Genomic DNA, 16,844 nt, shown 5'->3' with positions numbered 1-16,844 from the left:
ATAATTGAATTTAAATCGCAGGTCAAAAATAATCAATGTAAAAAACTGAATGTGATGGAGAAAATGATATCGCTCACCTGGACCGTTGGGTATATGGAGCAAAAGGACGGAACGCCGGATAAATACATTCCGGCTACAGTGCCAGGTGCCGTTCAACTGGATATTGCCCGGGCTGAAAATTACCCGGCGCTTTATTTCGCAGACAACTACAAAAAACTGAATTGGACAGAAGACCTGTATTATACCTATAAAACCGAATTCGCAAAACCGGCTTTATCTACCGGAGAAAAACTTTATTTTATATCCAAAGGCATCGATTACCAGTTTGAGATTTACCTGAATGATTATTTAATTCATGCTCAGGAAGGTATGTTCTCGCCCACGGATATTGACCTGACCCCCTATCTGGAACCGGATAACGAATTAAAAATCATCGTTTTTCCAGCCCCTAAAAAACACCGGGCTCCTGCAGACCGGACACAGGCCTCCCATGTTGTAAAACCGGCTGTCAGCTACCTGTGGGACTGGCACCCGCGCCTCATACCGCTGGGCATCTGGGACGACACGTATCTGGAAATAAGGCCTTGTAACTATGTTCGCGATATAAACCTGAACTACCGGCTTTCGGAAGACCTGACAAAAGTATATATCACCCCCGAGATCGAAGGGAAAAATGTAACCGGTTATTTTTACAAATGGCATCTGGTAGATCAAAATGAACAAACTTGCCTGGAATCGGCAGGTAAATTAACACCGACCCTGTCTTTGCCCGAAATGACATTGGAAAATCCGGCATTATGGTGGCCGCACGATCACGGAGAACCTTATTTATATCAATCCGTTTTCGAACTTATCGGTCCGGAAGGCAAGCTACAACAACGAATTACACAGAAAATCGGATTCCGGCGTATTCAATTAGTCATGAATGAAGGCAGTTGGAGCGAACCGAAAGAATTTCCCAAAAGCCGGAGTGTATCCCCCGCTCAATTCGAAATCAACGGGCGACGAATCTTCGCGAAAGGTTCCAACTGGGTTAATCCGGAAATATTTCCGGGAACAATCACGATGGAACGTTACGCCCACCTCATCGATAAAGCGGTGGAAGCCAACTTCAATATCTTCCGGATATGGGGCGGAGGTATTATCAACAAAGAAGCTTTTTATGAATTGTGTGACGAAAAAGGAATCATGGTATGGCAGGAATTTCCGCTGGCCTGCAACAATTACCCCGATGACCCGCACTATTTAAGTGTTTTGAAACAGGAAGCGACGTCCATACTGAAGCGACTTCGCAAACATGCTTCCATCTGCTTATGGTGCGGAGGAAACGAACTTTTCAACAATTGGTCAGGCATGACGGACCAGTCTCTTCCACTCCGGTTATTGAACAGTTTGTGTTTGGAATACGATCCATTGGTGCCGTTTAATCCGACCTCCCCGGTAATGGGAATGGCTCACGGGCATTATGTCTTCTACGATGAAGGAAAAGAAGTATTCCAAACTATGAACCAAAGTCATAACACAGCTTATACGGAATTCGGCATACCGGGAATCTCATCACGCCAGGTACTGGAAGAAATTATTCCGGCCGACGAGTTATGGCCACCACGTCCCAACAGTGCCTGGGAAGAACATCACGCATACGGAGCCTGGCACGGACAAACCTGGCTATGCGAGGACATCCTGGAAAAATATTTCGGAAAACCGAAATCCCTGGACGAATTGATCGAACAAAGTCAATTGCTTCAATGCGAAGGTTATAAAGCCATCTTCGAAGAAGCACGCCGTCAAAAGCCCTATTGTGCAATGGCTCTCAACTGGTGTTACAACGAGCCTTGGCCATCCGCAGCCAACAACTCCCTGCTTGTTTATCCTGCCGTCCCCAAACCGGCCTATTATGCGGTAGGACAATCCTGCCGTCCGGTTTGCAGTAGCGCCCGGCTAAGTAAACTGGTATGGCAGGAAGAAGAGTGCTTCTTTGCTGAGATTTGGATGCTGAACGATAAATTCGAAGATATGGACGACCGGAAGGTCATCGTGCACCTGGACACCGGTAACGAACGCATCGTCATCCTGAAATGGCATACCGGACTCATTAAAAACAACACGAATTTAGCCGGACCGACAGCCCGGTATAAACTTCCGCATATGTCAGGCGACCGTTTCAAACTCATCCTGGAAGTCGAAAATTATCCGGAATACAACTCGGAATACACCTTGCTGTACAGAGCCCATAAGAAAAAGAAAGGCGGTACAGCTATGATGAACGTTACCGATTAATTAAAACCACGATGAAAATAATATTATTCCTGATATTCGCATTTGCCTTAGGATGCATAGAAACATCGGCGAAAGTTAAACTTCCCAATATATTGGGGAACCATATGGTTCTACAGCAGAACACGATTATCAATCTATGGGGGTCAACTGATCCTGGCCGAAAGGTCAGGATCACAACTTCGTGGAATAACGCAGTTTACACGGTAAAAGCAAATACCGAGGGCGATTGGCATGCCGAGGTCCGGACCACCGTAGCCGGAGGTCCTTACCACATCATTTTCGACGACGGCGACCGCCTACGCCTGGATAATATTTTACTCGGGGACGTATGGGTATGCTCCGGACAATCTAATATGCAAATGCCGTTAAAAGGTTTTCCGGCTCAACCGGTATATCGTTCGACGGAAACCATATTAGAGGCTTGCCGTTACCCAAAGCTGCGTTTATTCACCGTCGAGCGCACGCCCAGCGATGTCCCGCAAACAGATTGTAAAGGTCAATGGCAAACCTCTTCCATGTCCAGTGCGGCAGATTTCAGTGCCGTCGGTTATTTCTTTGCCAAAAATCTGTCGGATGTACTGGATATCCCTATCGGTATGATTGAAAGCGACTGGGGAGGGACCCGGATTGAGACCTGGATGCCCCGGAGCTCTGCCCTAAAAATCGATAAAAATATACTGGCAACGGATTCGACAGCCGTTTATTTCGATAAAACCTCCGTACTTTACAACGGTATGATCGCTCCGATCACCCGCTTTACAGCCAAAGGTTTTATCTGGTATCAAGGCGAATCCAATAAAGGACATCACGACAAATACGCCGCTAACATGGCCGAAATGGTATCGAGCTGGAGACAATTGTGGGGAAACGACCGGATGCCTTTTTACTACGTTCAAATTGCACCCTTCGATTACGACATTCCGGAACATCAATTCGAAAATCATACGAATCCGATCTTATGTCCCTTGGTCGTAGAAGCCCAATTGCAAGCCCTGCAATTAATTCCGTATTCCGGTATGGTGGGAACCTCCGATATCGGCGACTCCTGTATAATTCATCCTCCCCGGAAAGACCTGGTCGGACAGCGCCTGGCCCTGTTAGCCCTGGCTCGTACTTATGGAATAGGGGGGCACGATGCCTGTGGTCCCATGTTCGATACGGCCAGATTTGAAAAAAATACGGTTTATGTCCGGTTCCGGTCAGAGTCGGAACTCACCCCTCTGGCACAATCCATTCGCGGATTCGAAGTCGCCGGAGCAGACCGTATCTTTTATCCGGCCGAAGCCAGTATATGCGGTGCTTACGAAGTAAAAGTTTTTTCTTCCAAAGTCCCGGCTCCCCAAGCTGTACGCTATGGTTTCAGAAACGTCATACAAGTAAACTTATACAATACGATGGGCTTACCGGCCTATCCATTCCGAACCGATCGTTGGAACGATTTCAAATAAACACAAATATGTACAACAACACGACAGTCTCATTTCGGGAAAAAGTAGGATATGGTTTAGGCGATGCAGCCTCTTCCATGTTCTGGAAACTGTTCGGCATGTATCTGCTGTTCTTTTATACCGATATATTCGGCTTAAATGCAGCAGTCGTCGGCACCATGTTTCTGATCACACGTATCTGGGATTCCCTTATTGATCCTTTGGTCGGTATCATGGCCGACCGTACCAAAAGCCGATTCGGAAAATTCCGTCCCTATATTTTATGGACCGCTATTCCTTTCGGAGTACTTGGAATCCTGACTTTTTTTACGCCGGATTTCAGTTCCACGGGAAAAATAATTTATGCTTACGTCACCTATGGGGCAATGATGATGATTTATTCCCTGATTAATGTTCCTTATGCTTCATTACTGGGAGTTATTTCAAATGATCCCAAAACCAGAACAGAATTGTCTTCCTACCGGATGATCTTTGCCTTTGGCGGAAGCATTCTGGCTCTTCTCCTGATCGAACCCTTAGTCGGCTATTTCAGCCACCACAGCTCCTCTCTGCCCGACATCCGATCCGGCTGGACAGCCGCAGTATGTATATTCGCCGTTATTGCGATACTTTTTTTCTTGTGTACCTTTTCATGGACCCGGGAAAGGGTAAAACCCATCCGGGAAGAGAAAAACAGCCTCAAAGAAGATTTTAAAGATTTACTTCACAACAAACCCTGGTGGATATTGCTTGCCTCCGGCATCTGTGCTTTAATCTTTAATTCCATCCGCGATGGAGGAGCAATCTATTATTTCAAATACTATGTCAGCTCGGATACCACCACGACAGTGGGGCAGTTATCGTTAACGACCCTCTATTTCGTATTGGGTCAGGCAGCCAACATTCTGGGCATATTGCTGGTCACTCCGATTTCTAACCGTATCGGTAAAAAGAATACCTATTTATACGCCATGGTATTGGCAACCGTATTCAGTATCGTATTTTATTTCGTCGGTAAAGGAGATATCATCCTGATCATGACCTTACAAATCCTGATCAGTATGTGTGCCGGCAGTATTTTTCCTCTTTTGTGGAGTATGTACGCCGATATCGCTGATTATTCAGAATTACGCACCGGCAGACGGGCCACCGGCCTTATCTTTTCGTCTTCCTCCATGTCTCAAAAATTCGGGTGGACATTAGGCGGTGCTGTGACCGGGTGGCTTTTGGCCGCATTCGGCTTCCAGGCCAACGTCGAACAAAGTCCGGAAGTTCTCACAGGCTTACGACTCATGTTAAGCATACTGCCGGCTGTAGGTACCCTCTTATCGGTCGGCTTTATCTTCTTTTATCCGCTGAATGAAGACAAACTGGAACACATCGAACAACAATTAACCGAACAAAGAAAAGGATAAAAAAACAGTCAGCATTATCGATATGCTGACTGTTTTTATATAAAAAAGCAGTTGATTTCTCAACTGCTTTGCGGGTGGAAGATCGGGCTCGAACCGACGACCTTCGGAACCACAATCCGACGCTCTAACCGACTGAGCTACATCCACCGTTTTGCTTTTGCGCTGCAAAGATAGTGACTATTTCCTTTTCTGCAAATTTTCAGAAGAATTATTTTAATTCACCAACTTTGTATTTCAAGCGTAAATCAAAAATCGTAAGTCAAAAGTTCTCTTCAACCCTGCATTTTAAAAATTTGTATCCCACCTTATTATCTGACTTTACGAACGTTTTTTATCCCGATTTAAAATCTAAGATCTCTCCACCAGCCGTCCGGCTTCATATTCTTTAGCAGCATATTCCAATTGCTCATACCATTCTTCCCCATAGCGGACGATCAACGGCTCTTTCAGAAAACGATAGAGCGGAATACCTTCCTGATATCCCTTTACCCGGGCTGCCGTACATATTTTCCATTTGTGATAGTTCAAGGCCTCAAAACCGGCATACCTGGCTACACGAATCGGATACAGATGACAGGATATGGGTTTGCGGAAAGTGCTTCTCCCTTCACTCCAGGCTTTCTCGATTGCACACCAGCAACACCCGTTTTCTTCAATTGCATAGGCACACTCCCGACCGTCAATCAGAGGCGTCACCCGGTCACCTTCCCGATCAAGCACAGAAAATCCCTGTTGTAAAACGGCTTCCACTCCCTCCGGCTTCATATAAGCACGAACGGCCTCATAATTTTCCTCAATCCGTTCGGTTTCTCCGCTCTCCAAAGGCGCACCGGCATCTCCCTCCACACAACAAGCCCCTTTGCAAGCCGCCAGGTCACAACAGAATTTTTTCTCGAGTATATCGAAACTCACAATAACCTCTCCAATCTGAAGCATAATCTCAAATTACAGAACATTCCAATTACAAATTATTCGGAAAAACGATTCATTTTTAATCGTCAATCAAAAATTGTCTTTCCCTCTGCCTTGTATCTTAAAAGTTTGTTCCTATCTTTCTATCCGGCTTTACGAACGTTTTTATTTCAATCTAAAATCGGAAATCAAAAATCGAAAAACGCTTATTTAATCAGGCTTTTCCCCGTCATATCGGCAGGCTGTGCAACGCCCATAATTTGCAATATGGTCGGAGCCACATCCGCCAAAACTCCTTCACGCAATGCGCCGTCTTTCTGATCGGTGACCCAAATACAGGGAACCGGATTCAAAGAATGAGCCGTATTCGGAGTTCCATCCGGATTCACAGCATTATCAGCATTACCGTGATCCGCAATAATCAATACGTCATAACCGTTAGCCTTAGCGGCAGTCACCACTTTTTTCACACAAGCATCAACCGTTTCCACCGCCTTTTGTATAGCTTCATATATACCGGTATGTCCGACCATATCTCCGTTAGCAAAATTCAGACACACAAAATCAGCAGATTTCAGATTCAATTGCTCCACCAATTTATCGGCAACCTCCGGAGCAGACATTTCGGGTAATAAATCATAAGTTGCAACCTTAGGCGAAGGTACCAATATCCGGCTTTCGCCTTCAAATTGGGCTTCACGTCCACCATTGAAAAAGAATGTCACATGAGCGTATTTTTCTGTCTCCGCAATACGCAATTGTTTCAAACCCGCTTTACTGATCACCTCTCCAAGAGTATTCTCCACATTCTCTTTATCAAACAAAATATGAAGTCCCTGGAAAGTCGCATCATAAGGAGTCATGCAACAGTAATACAACGGCATTGTCCTCATCTGATATTCCGGAATATCCCTTTGCGTCAAAGCAATAGTCAATTCTTTGGCCCGGTCATTGCGATAATTAAAGAATATTACCATATCTCCGGGTTGAATTAAACCTACAGGTCTTCCATCGCTGGTTACATGCACAATCGGCTTGATAAACTCATCCGTAATACCTTCGTCATACGATTTTTTAATGGCAGTCTCTACATGCTGCGTCTCAAAACCGGTTCCATATACCAGCATATCATAAGCTTCCTTCACACGTTCCCAACGATTATCACGGTCCATGGCATAATAGCGTCCGATTACGGAAGCAATGCGCCCGGCCGAATGTGACATATGCTCTTTTAAATCCCGGATAAATCCGAGTCCGCTGCGCGGATCAGTATCCCGTCCATCCATAAAGCAATGCACAAAAGTCTTTTCGATGCCGTATTCTTTCGAAATATCACACAATTTCTTCAAATGATCCAACGAACTGTGTACCCCTCCGTCTGAAACCAACCCCATAAAATGCACCTGCTTCTTATTGTCACGGGCATAGGTAAAAGCTTTTACAATCTCCGGATTCTGCAAAATTGAATTCTCTTTACAGGCCTTATTGATACGCACCAAATCCTGCATAACGACACGCCCGGCACCGATATTCAGGTGACCGACCTCCGAATTTCCCATCTGTCCGTCAGGCAAACCCACATTTTCCCCACTCGTAAACAAACGGGAATGAGGATATTCTTTCATTAATTCATCAACAAAAGGTGTCGGGGTCGAAAAAATAGCGTCCGATTTATCATGCTTACCGATGCCCCAACCGTCCAAAATCATTAATAATGCTCTTTTCATATCTTATTTCATTAATATTTCCACCACAAAACAAGTCTTTTAAAATTACAGATTTCAGATTGACGATTTCAGATTACCCCCACAATCCGGCTCCGCCCAAAAGAGAAAGCGTAAATCAGAAAGCGTAAATTAAAAATAAACAAACATATAAATTCCAAATAATTTGAGATACCGATCCGCAACCGGATTCGTTTCATCCAAATTATAAAGTTACAAGCGTTCCTGAAATTCAGGCTTACAAAGTTAATGTATTCTCCCGATTTCCCCACATTTATTTTTGATTTAGGATGTACGATTAAAAATAAATCCATTGCAAATTAAAAACCTTCTCAAACGCCGGTCCGTACGTCTGCGATTTAAAAGCAAAAATCAAATCCGATATAATACAGGTCAGAATTTTAACATAAACATCAGCTATAAATTCATTGAAATTTTTGGTTTAAAATAAAAAATTATCGATTTTCGATAAATATATATTGTTTCTTTAAAAATTAATCCTACATTTGCTTGTCAAAATAAAACAATGCACAGATAAATGACCAGAAAACAAAAAATAACATTACGGGTCAACATCCTATATCTCCTTTTTTTCGGAGTCATTATTGCTGCCTTTTTTTCCAGTTCCTTTATCAAGGATTTCAAAGAAGGTTTTAAAGAAGGTATTGAAAGTACACGGGTCAAACAAAGGTATAATCTTATCTCGGACGTTCCGTTACAAAGAAACATCGGGGTATACGAAACGTTTATCCGGCAAGACAGCAGTGTCAGCCTGGATGCCCGAACGACCGCAGTAGACATCCGCATCAGCGGCGCGAAAGCCTTTGCGGGCCCTACGATCAGCAGTATGCTTATCAGTATTTTCGGGATGCTCTGTTATCTGGCAATATTGATTATTGTGCTGATTATGCTTATTTTATTGAGAAAAAGTATTCGTTCCGGCAATATTTTTACCCGGGATAACATCGGTTTTATGCGGGCAATCGGTATCCTCCTGATTGTAGCCTCTTTGTTATCCGATCTCGGGCGCTACCTGGAAATCCAAACTTTAACGGAACTTCTGAAAGGAACCAAATGGCAGTTATCCGAAAATATTTTCAGTTTCCGGGATATATTTATGGGCGTCATCGTTTTGATCATTGCAGAAATTTTCTCCATTGGACACGATATTGCCGAAGACCAAGAATTAACGATATAACTATGGCTATTGTGGTAAATATAGATGTTATGATGGCTCGTCGCAAAATGTCACTCAACGAGTTATCCGAGAAAGTGGACATTACGCCGGCCAATCTTTCCATTCTGAAAACCGGAAAAGCCAAAGCGATCCGTTTTTCAACCCTGGAAGCCGTGTGTCGTGTTCTGGAGTGCCAACCCGGAGATATACTCGAATACCATCCGGACGAAGATAAAACATCCCCCAACATGGATAAATGATAATTAATTATTTTCAAATTCACTTTAATAACTTAACTTATGAAAAAATTATTAATTGCTCTTGCCTTCTGCCTGCCTGTATTAGCTTGGGCAGAATCCGGCAAAATCGACTTTGTCGAATACAAACTGGATAACGGTTTGCATGTCATCCTTCAGGAAGACCATACAACCCCGAACATCATTGTATCGGTTATGTACCATGTCGGTTCTAAAAATGAAAATCCGGAACTGACGGGATTTGCTCATTTTTTCGAACACCTGATGTTTGAAGGAACCAAAAACATCAAACGTCATGAATTCGATAAATATGTTACCAAAGTAGGCGGTAACCTGAATGCAAACACATTTTTCGACCGTACCTACTATTACGAACTGTTGCCTTCCAACGAACTGGCCCTGGGATTATGGCTGGAATCCGAACGGATGCTGCACCCGACCATCGAATCAATCGGCATCAAAACCCAAAAAGACGTTGTTTGCCAGGAAATGGGACAATCCCGGGACAATCGTCCTTACGGGCGTTTATTGACGGAAACCCTGAAAAAAGCATACACCGTTCATCCCTACAATCACGATGTATTGGGAAAAGAAGAACACATCCGTAATGCATCCGATCAGGATTTCATCGACTTCCACAATACATTTTATGTACCCAACAATGCGGTATTGACTATTGTCGGCGATTTCAACATGGCAGAAGCTAAAAAACTCGTACATGACTATTTCAACGATATCCCCAGCGGAGCTCCGGTTGTACAACCGACAATCGTTGAACCGAAAAAAACAGCGGAAGTCCGGGATACAGCCTACGATAACATTCAGATGCCGGCCCTGATTATGGCTTATCATATCCCGGGTATCACTTCCAACGATATGTATGCTGTAAACATGTTAAACACTTTATTGGCTCAGGGACAAAGTTCCCGTTTGTATTCGACGATTGTAAACGACAAGCAAATGGCAATGGAACTGGCTGCCATGCCTCTTCCGCTGGAACAACCCGGATTGTCTATCGTTTTAGCCCTCCCGAACATGAATGTAGAATTAAGTCAGTTGGAAAACGAAATTGACAAGGAAATCGATAAACTGCAAAAAGAACCGATTTCCGACAAGGAATTCCAGAAATTGCAAAACCAAATCGAAAACCAACTGGTCAGCTCCAATGCTACCATCGAAGACCGGGCATACAACCTGGCTCAAGCATACACATATTTCAAAAATACCAACGAAATAAACGAAGAACTGGCCAAGTTCAGATCTATTACCAAAGAAGACCTGCAAAAAGCTGCCCAAAAATATTTTACCAAAGATAACAGATTGGTATTATATTATTTACCTAAAAAATAAATCAGGCATACGTACTGAATAAAATTTAATTTAACAGTAAAAATTCGAACCAATGAAAAGATATTTTTTACTTCTGTTAGCTTTATGCTTTACAACAGTAGGCTTCTCCCAAATCGATAGAAGCAAAGCTCCCGCATCGGGACCGGCTCCGAAAGTAAACATCGGGGAATACCAGAGTTTCACACTGAAAAACGGTCTGAAAGTGCTGGTCGTGGAAAACAATAAAATCCCAAAAATCAATTTCAGTCTGAATTTTATTGTCGATCCGCTGGTAGAAGGCGACAAATCCAGTTACACCCAGATTGCCGGTGAGTTGTGGAAAAAAGCGACCCAAAAAAGAAATGCCAAGCAATTGAGTGAAGAAGTTGATTTCTTAGGTGCACACCTGGGAACCTCTTCCAGCTATGTCGGTGTCAGCGGATTGTCAAAATTCAAAGACCAACTGATGGAAATCCTGGCCGATGTGACGATGAATCCCTCCTTCCCACAGGAAGAATTCGACAAAATCATCCTGCAAACCAAATCCGGTTTACAGACCAGCAAAGCCGATCCCGGCAGCATTATACAAAACATCAAAAGCGTGACCCTTTGGGGACCGGAACATCCTTACGGTGATGTTATCACTGAAGAAACCGTAAACAATATCACGGTTGAAGATTGTAAAAACTACTACCAAACTTATATTCACCCGAGCAATGCTATTCTGGTTATCGTAGGCGATATCACTTTAAAAGATGCCAAAACCCTGACAGAAAAATATCTCGGTAAATGGAAAGGCGACAAAGCCCCGAAACACCAATATACTGCGCCGAAACAACCGCAAGGACGGCAAGTTGTATTCTCAAATAAAGATGCCGCAACACAGGCCAGTATACAAGTAACTTACCCGATCGATTACAAAATCGGCATGCCGGATCAATTGGCCCTCAATATTGCCAACCAGATTCTGGGTGGCGGTGATTTTCAGGCCAAATTATTGAAAAATTTACGTGAAGACAAAGGCTATACCTATGGCTCCTATTCATCCGTAGGTTCCAGCCAACTTCCCGGAGCCGGAACATTCACGGCGTATGCCGAAGTAAAAACCAATACGGCAGACAGCGCTGTAGTCGAGATATTAAAAGAAATGCAGAACATGGACAACGCCGATTTTAGCGATGAAGACATCTACCGGGTAAAAAAGACCTGGGCCGGCCAATTCTCCAGAAGCCTGGAAAATCCCCAGACCATTGCAGACTTTGCCTACTCGATTGAGCGTTACCAATTACCGAAAGACTATTTCACCACCTTCCTGCAACGCCTGGACAAAGTAACCAAAGAGGAAATCATTGCTGCTGCAAAAAAATACTTCCACCCGGAAAATGCTTATATCCTGGTTGTGACCGACAGAAGCATGAAACCCCAAATAGCCAAATTAGCCAGTAACGGCGAAGTCCTGGAACTGGACAGCGAAGGTAAACCGGTAAAAGAAGGTCCGAAAGTAGCTGCCGATGTTACCCCGGAAAAAATCGTTGCCGCTTACCTGAAAGCTTTGGGTGGAAACGACAAAGTAAAAGGCATCAAAGACATGACCGTGGAATCTGAAATCGCAATCCAGGGTATGGTGATCAATATCGTCAACAAACAACTTGTAAACGCCGACAAACCGATGTTCCTGATGGAAATGAGCATGGGCGGTAATACGATGCAGAAAATTCTTTTCGACGGAGAAAAGGCCCAGATCAGCGGTCCCGGCGGTAGTCAGACATTGGAGGGAAGCCAGACAGCTGAGATAAAAGAACAAGCCTATCCGGTTCTCGAAGCCGAATATACCCGCCTCGGTATCACCCCGACCCTCGAAGGTATCGAACAGGTAAACGGACGTGATGCATACAAACTGAAAGTAAATATGGGGAGTGCCGTTACATACAGCTTCTACGACGTAGAAAACGGTTTGAAAGTAAAATCCGTAGGCACCCAAAACGGTGTGACCAACGAAGTGACTTTCGAAGACTACCGGCCGACTGCATACGGACTTGTACAGCCCTACGCATCCAAAACAAGCATGCAAGGCATGCCGATCGAAGTCAAAGTCAAAGACATCAAAATCAACACCGGCCTGAAAGCCGAAGATTTTAAATAATTCTTTATCAAATGCCGGCTTTTACGAGCCGGCATTTTTTATACATTTTCCAGGCAAGTCCCGGGGCGAAATGCCAGACGGGGCAGATCCGCACCTTTCAACAATGCGATACCCTGGGGTACGGAATGAAACCGGGTGTATATTTCTTCTAAAAAAGGGATCAGCTCTCCCTCCGGGGGAAGTTTTATTTTCATCGTAAGTAACATATCGGTCACCAACATGCCTCCGTAAAACTCGAGTCCCTGAATTTCCTGAATCACTCCGCCGGTATCCACGACATCGGCAATCCGACCGTTTTCAAGTACGACGTATCCGTTTTTTACCAGGGGATAACCGGGTACAAAAATATAATTGGCAGCTATTTTACGTAAAGACATAGAAATTATTGATTTTTGACTGAATACACAAAAACAACCGTTAAACTATTTCAAACTGTTACTTTACAATTCAGATACAGCATAAATGACGATCAGCTTCACCAACTTAGAATCTAAGATTTACAGTTTTCTTTCTGATTTTGCGACACCATATTCCGACCGGAAATCAAAAACCGGAATTAAAAATCATACTTTTTATTAGCGCTTTACCGGCGACTTCACCGGAACTTTAGATCTTTCGGGCCGCAACAAAATATCGTCCGCCGGTACAATCGCAGCCTCCGCTTTCCCCGGAGACAAAGATTTTTTCAGGCGTTCTATGGTTTTAGGAGATGTATAGGGCCTGTACAAGGTCGTTCCCCAAATTCTCCCCCGCTTATACTTTAGCTTTTCCGGACGGTCGGTATCTGCAATCTTAATGATCAACCGGTTATAAGCCGAATCAACATATTGCGACCATTCGTAATGCCGCCGGACGGTATCCGAGGACATACGTATCTCCCGGACATGCAAGGTATCTTTATTATCCGGGGAGAGGAAGAATGCTACAATTCTGTTCGACCTTTTTTTCTCCAGCGTATCGAATTTTACCGTGGTTGAAAATTTGTAGTTTCCCGGCACAATACTGTCTATTTCTGTCACCCAGACCGGATTCAAAGTATCCAGCAACAAGGTGTCCGGCTGTGGGAAATAATTGATCGAATCTCCGGCTCTCAACTCGGCCAGCCGCCGGTTTTGCTCGGTCAACCGACGATTCAGGCTATCGATAACGATATCGTATATCTCATCAAACAAAGCAGCCTGTGCCGAATAATAACGCATGCAAGAATCAAACTCCGCCCGGTCTATTCCATACTTATCAAATACACTATTGTAATAAGCATAATTCCTTTTTTCATGATTGGTGCTATATCCTTGTGACAAAGAAAGAGCTCCGTCCGCCATATGCATATCGATCAGCAAAGCCGTAAACTTCTCCCGGTCGAGGGCTGCTTTTTTATGGGTACAAGCCACAATACACAGTAATATTATTACGCAGCAACCGATATCTTTCAGTATTGTTCTCATAAGCACATCTTAATTCTTTTGTACAAATCGGAAGAGAAGATAAAATCGTTCAATTCCTTGTTATCCGTATTTGCAATTTCCTCCTTTGTCCCTTCCCAGGCTTTCCGCCCTTCATTTATAAAAACAATTTTCTCGCCGATTTCAAAAACCGAATTCATATCGTGGGTATTGACGATTGTCGTCATATCGTATTCATGGGTGATTTCCCGGATCAGGTTATCAATAACGATAGAGGTCAAAGGATCCAGTCCGGAGTTCGGCTCATCACAAAACAGAAAACGGGGTTTCAAAACAATAGCTCTGGCAATAGCAACTCTTTTCTTCATACCCCCGCTGATCTCTGCCGGATAGGCATTATCGGCTCCGCTCAAATTTACCCGGCTAAGACAGGACAATGCCCTTTCGTTCTTTTCCGTCTCCGTCATATCGGTAAACAGATTCAAGGGGAATTTAACATTTTCCAGCACCGTCAGAGAATCGAACAAAGCCCCTCCCTGAAAAACGACTCCGATCTCCTCCCGTATCACTTTTAGCTGACGAATGTTCATACCCGTAATTTCCCGGTCGCCGTAATAAATTTTACCTTTATCAATTGTATGTAATCCGATCAGGGACTTCAGCAACACCGTTTTACCCGATCCGCTTTTTCCGATAATCAGGTTTACCTTACCCGAATCAAACGCAACATTGATATCGGACAACACCCGCTTTTCCTCAAACGATTTATATATTCCTTCTGCCCTGATCATTACAATAGAATTTGGGTTAATATCAGATTGGCCGTCAGAATAGCAATACTGCTGTCGACAACCGCTTTTGTCCCGGCTTTCCCGACCTCGAGCGCACCTCCCTGTACATTATATCCGTAAAATGCCGGTATCGAAGTAAATATAAATGCAAAGAAAAGAGTCTTGATAATGGAATAAGTCACATAATAAGGATTAAACGAAAAATGTAAGCCATAGAGAAAATCCTCAAAATTTACGACTCCACTTAATATGCCGGAAAATAATCCCCCCAATATTCCGATAAATACACTGAAAATATACAACACCGGATTAATAATAAATGAAGCGATGATCTTAGGTCCTACCAGATAAGAAACAGAATTAACCCCCATAACTTCCAACGCTTCAATTTGCTCGGTGATCTTCATACTCCCGATCTCCGAAGCAATATTACTTCCGATTTTCCCGGCCAGAATAAGACTCACTATCGTAGATGAAAATTCCAGTAAAAGGGTCTCCCGTGTAAGATAACCGATCAGATAGCGCGGCAAAAGCGGATTTGCCATATTGTAAGCCGTCTGTAAAGTAAGCACGGCCCCGATAAAGAAAGAAATAATTACCACGAGCATAATGGAATTCAATCCCAATTTTCCGAATTCGGCAACCAACTCTTTCACGTACACGCTTCTCTTCTCCGGACGGGAAAAGGCTTTCCGGATAAATAAAAGATAAGAGCCAAGCTTGTATAAAAATTTCATCTTACGATAACAACGGTTTTTACCGTTCAAAGTTATATGAAATAATGGTTCCTTTCGGAAATTTAAAAGAAAAATATAAATAAATCACGTATTTATTTAGTACATTCGGACAGTAGAAGTAAAAATAGAAAAATAAAAGAAATAATGAATCCAGAGTCATACTGTGTTATTATGGCAGGCGGTATCGGGAAACGCTTTTGGCCCGTGAGTAATCAGGCTTGTCCCAAACAATTCTCCGATATTCTCGGGGTCGGAAAAAGTTTTATCCGTCAGACCTATGAAAGGGTAAACCGTTTATTCGATCACGAGCATATCTTCATTGTTACAGGTAAGGAATACGAAGCCATTACCCGGAAACAAATACCCGAAATTCCGGTAGGTAACATATTGAAAGAACCACTCCGGCGGAATACGGCCACCTGTATTACCTATGCCGCTTCAAAAATAAAAAGCATCAATCCGGAAGCTACAATGGTGGTCCTTCCTTCCGACCATTTTATCACCAACGACGAAGCTTACCTGAATGATCTCCGCGATGGGATCGAGTTTGCCCGTACTCACGGAGGATTGCTGACCGTTGGGATTACTCCTTCCCGGGCAGAAACCCAATACGGATACATCCAGACCAAACCCCTGATGAAATCTGAAAAAATAAGTGCCGTTAAAACCTTTACCGAAAAACCGGACCTGGAATTAGCGGCTAAATTTTTTGAATCCGGGGATTTTTTATGGAACGCAGGGATTTTTATCTGGCAAGTACAGGATATACTGCGGGAAGTCCGAAAACACATCTATGATTTATACATACTTTTCGAAAATACAACTGCTCTCAACACACCGGAAGAACAAAATTTTATAGACAATATATACGGAAAATGCCCTAACCTGTCTATTGACTTCGGTATCATGGAGAAATCTTCAAAAGTATATGTCTTAAAAGGCAGTTTCGGCTGGTCGGATGTAGGTACATGGCATGCTTTCCACGCCCTGAAAACAAAGGACGAAGACAATAACTCAACCAATTCTACTCATGTGCTGTTCAGAGACTCACACAACTGTATCGTCAACGTACCCAGCCGTAAAAAAGTCATCGTCCACGGAGCCAACAATTTAATCATAGCCGAAAATAAAAATTACCTGATGATCTGTCATATCAAAGATGAAGACCACATCAAGCATTTCGAAAAACAATTGAAATATAAGAAATAAAAAAAGCGTCTGACTTCAGACGCTTTTTTCATTCTGTCTT

Annotated in this window: 14 protein-coding genes and 1 tRNA gene; 8 read left to right on the top strand and 7 right to left on the bottom strand. The window is 43.4% G+C overall.

Features of this window, described 5'->3' with window-relative positions; genetic code table 11:
* The first annotated feature begins 54 nt into the window (after window positions 1-54).
* Genes BN8908_RS17745 through BN8908_RS17735 form a run of 3 tightly spaced genes read left to right on the top strand, consistent with a single transcriptional unit; the run spans window position 55 to window position 5,122 of the window.
* Complete coding sequence (locus BN8908_RS17745; RefSeq protein ID WP_068691965.1) at window positions 55-2,280, top strand: glycoside hydrolase family 2 protein; 2,226 nt, start codon at window positions 55-57, stop codon at window positions 2,278-2,280.
* A gap of 11 nt (window positions 2,281-2,291) precedes the next feature.
* A complete protein-coding gene (locus BN8908_RS17740; protein WP_068691963.1) occupies window positions 2,292-3,728 on the top strand; it encodes a sialate O-acetylesterase in 1,437 nt (478 codons plus the stop codon).
* An 8-nt stretch (window positions 3,729-3,736) separates the two neighbouring features.
* On the top strand, window positions 3,737-5,122 hold the full coding sequence (locus BN8908_RS17735) for an MFS transporter (RefSeq protein ID WP_068691961.1): 1,386 nt from the start codon (window positions 3,737-3,739) through the stop codon (window positions 5,120-5,122).
* A 72-nt stretch (window positions 5,123-5,194) separates the two neighbouring features.
* On the opposite strand, the gene BN8908_RS17730 is transcribed toward BN8908_RS17735, so the two are convergent.
* The 3 genes from BN8908_RS17730 to gpmI all read right to left on the bottom strand — a co-directional run bounded on the left by BN8908_RS17730 (window position 5,195) and on the right by gpmI (window position 7,761).
* Window positions 5,195-5,270, bottom strand: a tRNA-His gene (locus tag BN8908_RS17730).
* Between the two features lie 200 nt (window positions 5,271-5,470).
* Complete coding sequence (locus BN8908_RS17725) at window positions 5,471-6,058, bottom strand: DUF3109 family protein (protein WP_021988791.1); 588 nt, start codon at window positions 6,056-6,058, stop codon at window positions 5,471-5,473.
* Between the two features lie 182 nt (window positions 6,059-6,240).
* A complete protein-coding gene (gpmI, locus tag BN8908_RS17720; RefSeq protein ID WP_021988790.1) occupies window positions 6,241-7,761 on the bottom strand; it encodes a 2,3-bisphosphoglycerate-independent phosphoglycerate mutase in 1,521 nt (506 codons plus the stop codon).
* Window positions 7,762-8,296: 535 nt separating this feature from the next.
* Between gpmI and BN8908_RS17710 the strand changes: the two genes are divergently transcribed.
* The 4 genes from BN8908_RS17710 to BN8908_RS17695 are packed head-to-tail and all read left to right on the top strand — an operon-like array spanning window position 8,297 to window position 12,664.
* A complete protein-coding gene (locus BN8908_RS17710) occupies window positions 8,297-8,956 on the top strand; it encodes a DUF2975 domain-containing protein (RefSeq protein ID WP_021988789.1) in 660 nt (219 codons plus the stop codon).
* 2 nt (window positions 8,957-8,958) lie between these two features.
* Complete coding sequence (locus BN8908_RS17705; RefSeq protein WP_021988788.1) at window positions 8,959-9,195, top strand: helix-turn-helix domain-containing protein; 237 nt, start codon at window positions 8,959-8,961, stop codon at window positions 9,193-9,195.
* 39 nt (window positions 9,196-9,234) lie between these two features.
* A complete protein-coding gene (locus BN8908_RS17700; RefSeq protein WP_021988787.1) occupies window positions 9,235-10,542 on the top strand; it encodes a M16 family metallopeptidase in 1,308 nt (435 codons plus the stop codon).
* 52 nt (window positions 10,543-10,594) lie between these two features.
* On the top strand, window positions 10,595-12,664 hold the full coding sequence (locus BN8908_RS17695; RefSeq protein ID WP_021988786.1) for a M16 family metallopeptidase: 2,070 nt from the start codon (window positions 10,595-10,597) through the stop codon (window positions 12,662-12,664).
* Window positions 12,665-12,702: 38 nt separating this feature from the next.
* Here BN8908_RS17695 and BN8908_RS17690 read toward each other — a convergent pair whose 3' ends face one another.
* The 4 genes from BN8908_RS17690 to BN8908_RS17675 all read right to left on the bottom strand — a co-directional run bounded on the left by BN8908_RS17690 (window position 12,703) and on the right by BN8908_RS17675 (window position 15,595).
* The gene (locus BN8908_RS17690; RefSeq protein ID WP_021988785.1) at window positions 12,703-13,041 is read right to left on the bottom strand and encodes a hypothetical protein; all 339 of its coding nucleotides are present in this window, start codon (window positions 13,039-13,041) and stop codon (window positions 12,703-12,705) included.
* 198 nt (window positions 13,042-13,239) lie between these two features.
* On the bottom strand, window positions 13,240-14,109 hold the full coding sequence (locus BN8908_RS17685) for a DUF4296 domain-containing protein (RefSeq protein ID WP_068691957.1): 870 nt from the start codon (window positions 14,107-14,109) through the stop codon (window positions 13,240-13,242).
* A complete protein-coding gene (locus tag BN8908_RS17680; RefSeq protein WP_021988783.1) occupies window positions 14,106-14,858 on the bottom strand; it encodes an ABC transporter ATP-binding protein in 753 nt (250 codons plus the stop codon). Before BN8908_RS17680 ends, BN8908_RS17685 begins: the two co-directional genes overlap by 4 nt.
* On the bottom strand, window positions 14,858-15,595 hold the full coding sequence (locus BN8908_RS17675) for an MlaE family ABC transporter permease (protein ID WP_021988782.1): 738 nt from the start codon (window positions 15,593-15,595) through the stop codon (window positions 14,858-14,860). The genes BN8908_RS17680 and BN8908_RS17675 overlap by 1 nt, the downstream gene beginning before the upstream one ends.
* A gap of 171 nt (window positions 15,596-15,766) precedes the next feature.
* On the opposite strand from BN8908_RS17675, the gene BN8908_RS17670 reads away from it, so the two are divergent.
* Window positions 15,767-16,804, top strand: a complete 1,038-nt coding sequence (locus BN8908_RS17670) for a mannose-1-phosphate guanylyltransferase (protein WP_235837459.1) — start codon at window positions 15,767-15,769, stop codon at window positions 16,802-16,804.
* Window positions 16,805-16,844: the final 40 nt, after the last annotated feature.

The organism is Culturomica massiliensis (genome assembly GCF_900091655.1).
Taxonomy (GTDB): Bacteria; Bacteroidota; Bacteroidia; order Bacteroidales; family Marinifilaceae; genus Culturomica; species Culturomica massiliensis.
The sequence above is the reverse complement of the archived record's forward strand: the minus strand, read 5'-3'. Positions and strand labels throughout refer to the sequence as shown.

Bases quoted from the DNA above. Each gene is read 5' to 3' on its own strand.
- BN8908_RS17700 (WP_021988787.1), top strand. From the start codon at position 9,235: ATGAAAAAATTATTAATTGCTCTTGCCTTCTGCCTGCCTGTATTAGCT.
- BN8908_RS17695 (WP_021988786.1), top strand. From the start codon at position 10,595: ATGAAAAGATATTTTTTACTTCTGTTAGCTTTATGCTTTACAACAGTA.
- BN8908_RS17725 (WP_021988791.1), bottom strand. From the start codon at position 6,058: ATGCTTCAGATTGGAGAGGTTATTGTGAGTTTCGATATACTCGAGAAA.
- BN8908_RS17675 (WP_021988782.1), bottom strand. From the start codon at position 15,595: ATGAAATTTTTATACAAGCTTGGCTCTTATCTTTTATTTATCCGGAAA.
- BN8908_RS17735 (WP_068691961.1), top strand. From the start codon at position 3,737: ATGTACAACAACACGACAGTCTCATTTCGGGAAAAAGTAGGATATGGT.
- BN8908_RS17745 (WP_068691965.1), top strand. From the start codon at position 55: ATGGAGAAAATGATATCGCTCACCTGGACCGTTGGGTATATGGAGCAA.
- BN8908_RS17705 (WP_021988788.1), top strand. From the start codon at position 8,959: ATGGCTATTGTGGTAAATATAGATGTTATGATGGCTCGTCGCAAAATG.
- BN8908_RS17690 (WP_021988785.1), bottom strand. From the start codon at position 13,041: ATGTCTTTACGTAAAATAGCTGCCAATTATATTTTTGTACCCGGTTAT.
- BN8908_RS17710 (WP_021988789.1), top strand. From the start codon at position 8,297: ATGACCAGAAAACAAAAAATAACATTACGGGTCAACATCCTATATCTC.
- BN8908_RS17740 (WP_068691963.1), top strand. From the start codon at position 2,292: ATGAAAATAATATTATTCCTGATATTCGCATTTGCCTTAGGATGCATA.
- BN8908_RS17670 (WP_235837459.1), top strand. From the start codon at position 15,767: ATGGCAGGCGGTATCGGGAAACGCTTTTGGCCCGTGAGTAATCAGGCT.
- gpmI (WP_021988790.1), bottom strand. From the start codon at position 7,761: ATGAAAAGAGCATTATTAATGATTTTGGACGGTTGGGGCATCGGTAAG.
- BN8908_RS17680 (WP_021988783.1), bottom strand. From the start codon at position 14,858: ATGATCAGGGCAGAAGGAATATATAAATCGTTTGAGGAAAAGCGGGTG.
- BN8908_RS17685 (WP_068691957.1), bottom strand. From the start codon at position 14,109: ATGAGAACAATACTGAAAGATATCGGTTGCTGCGTAATAATATTACTG.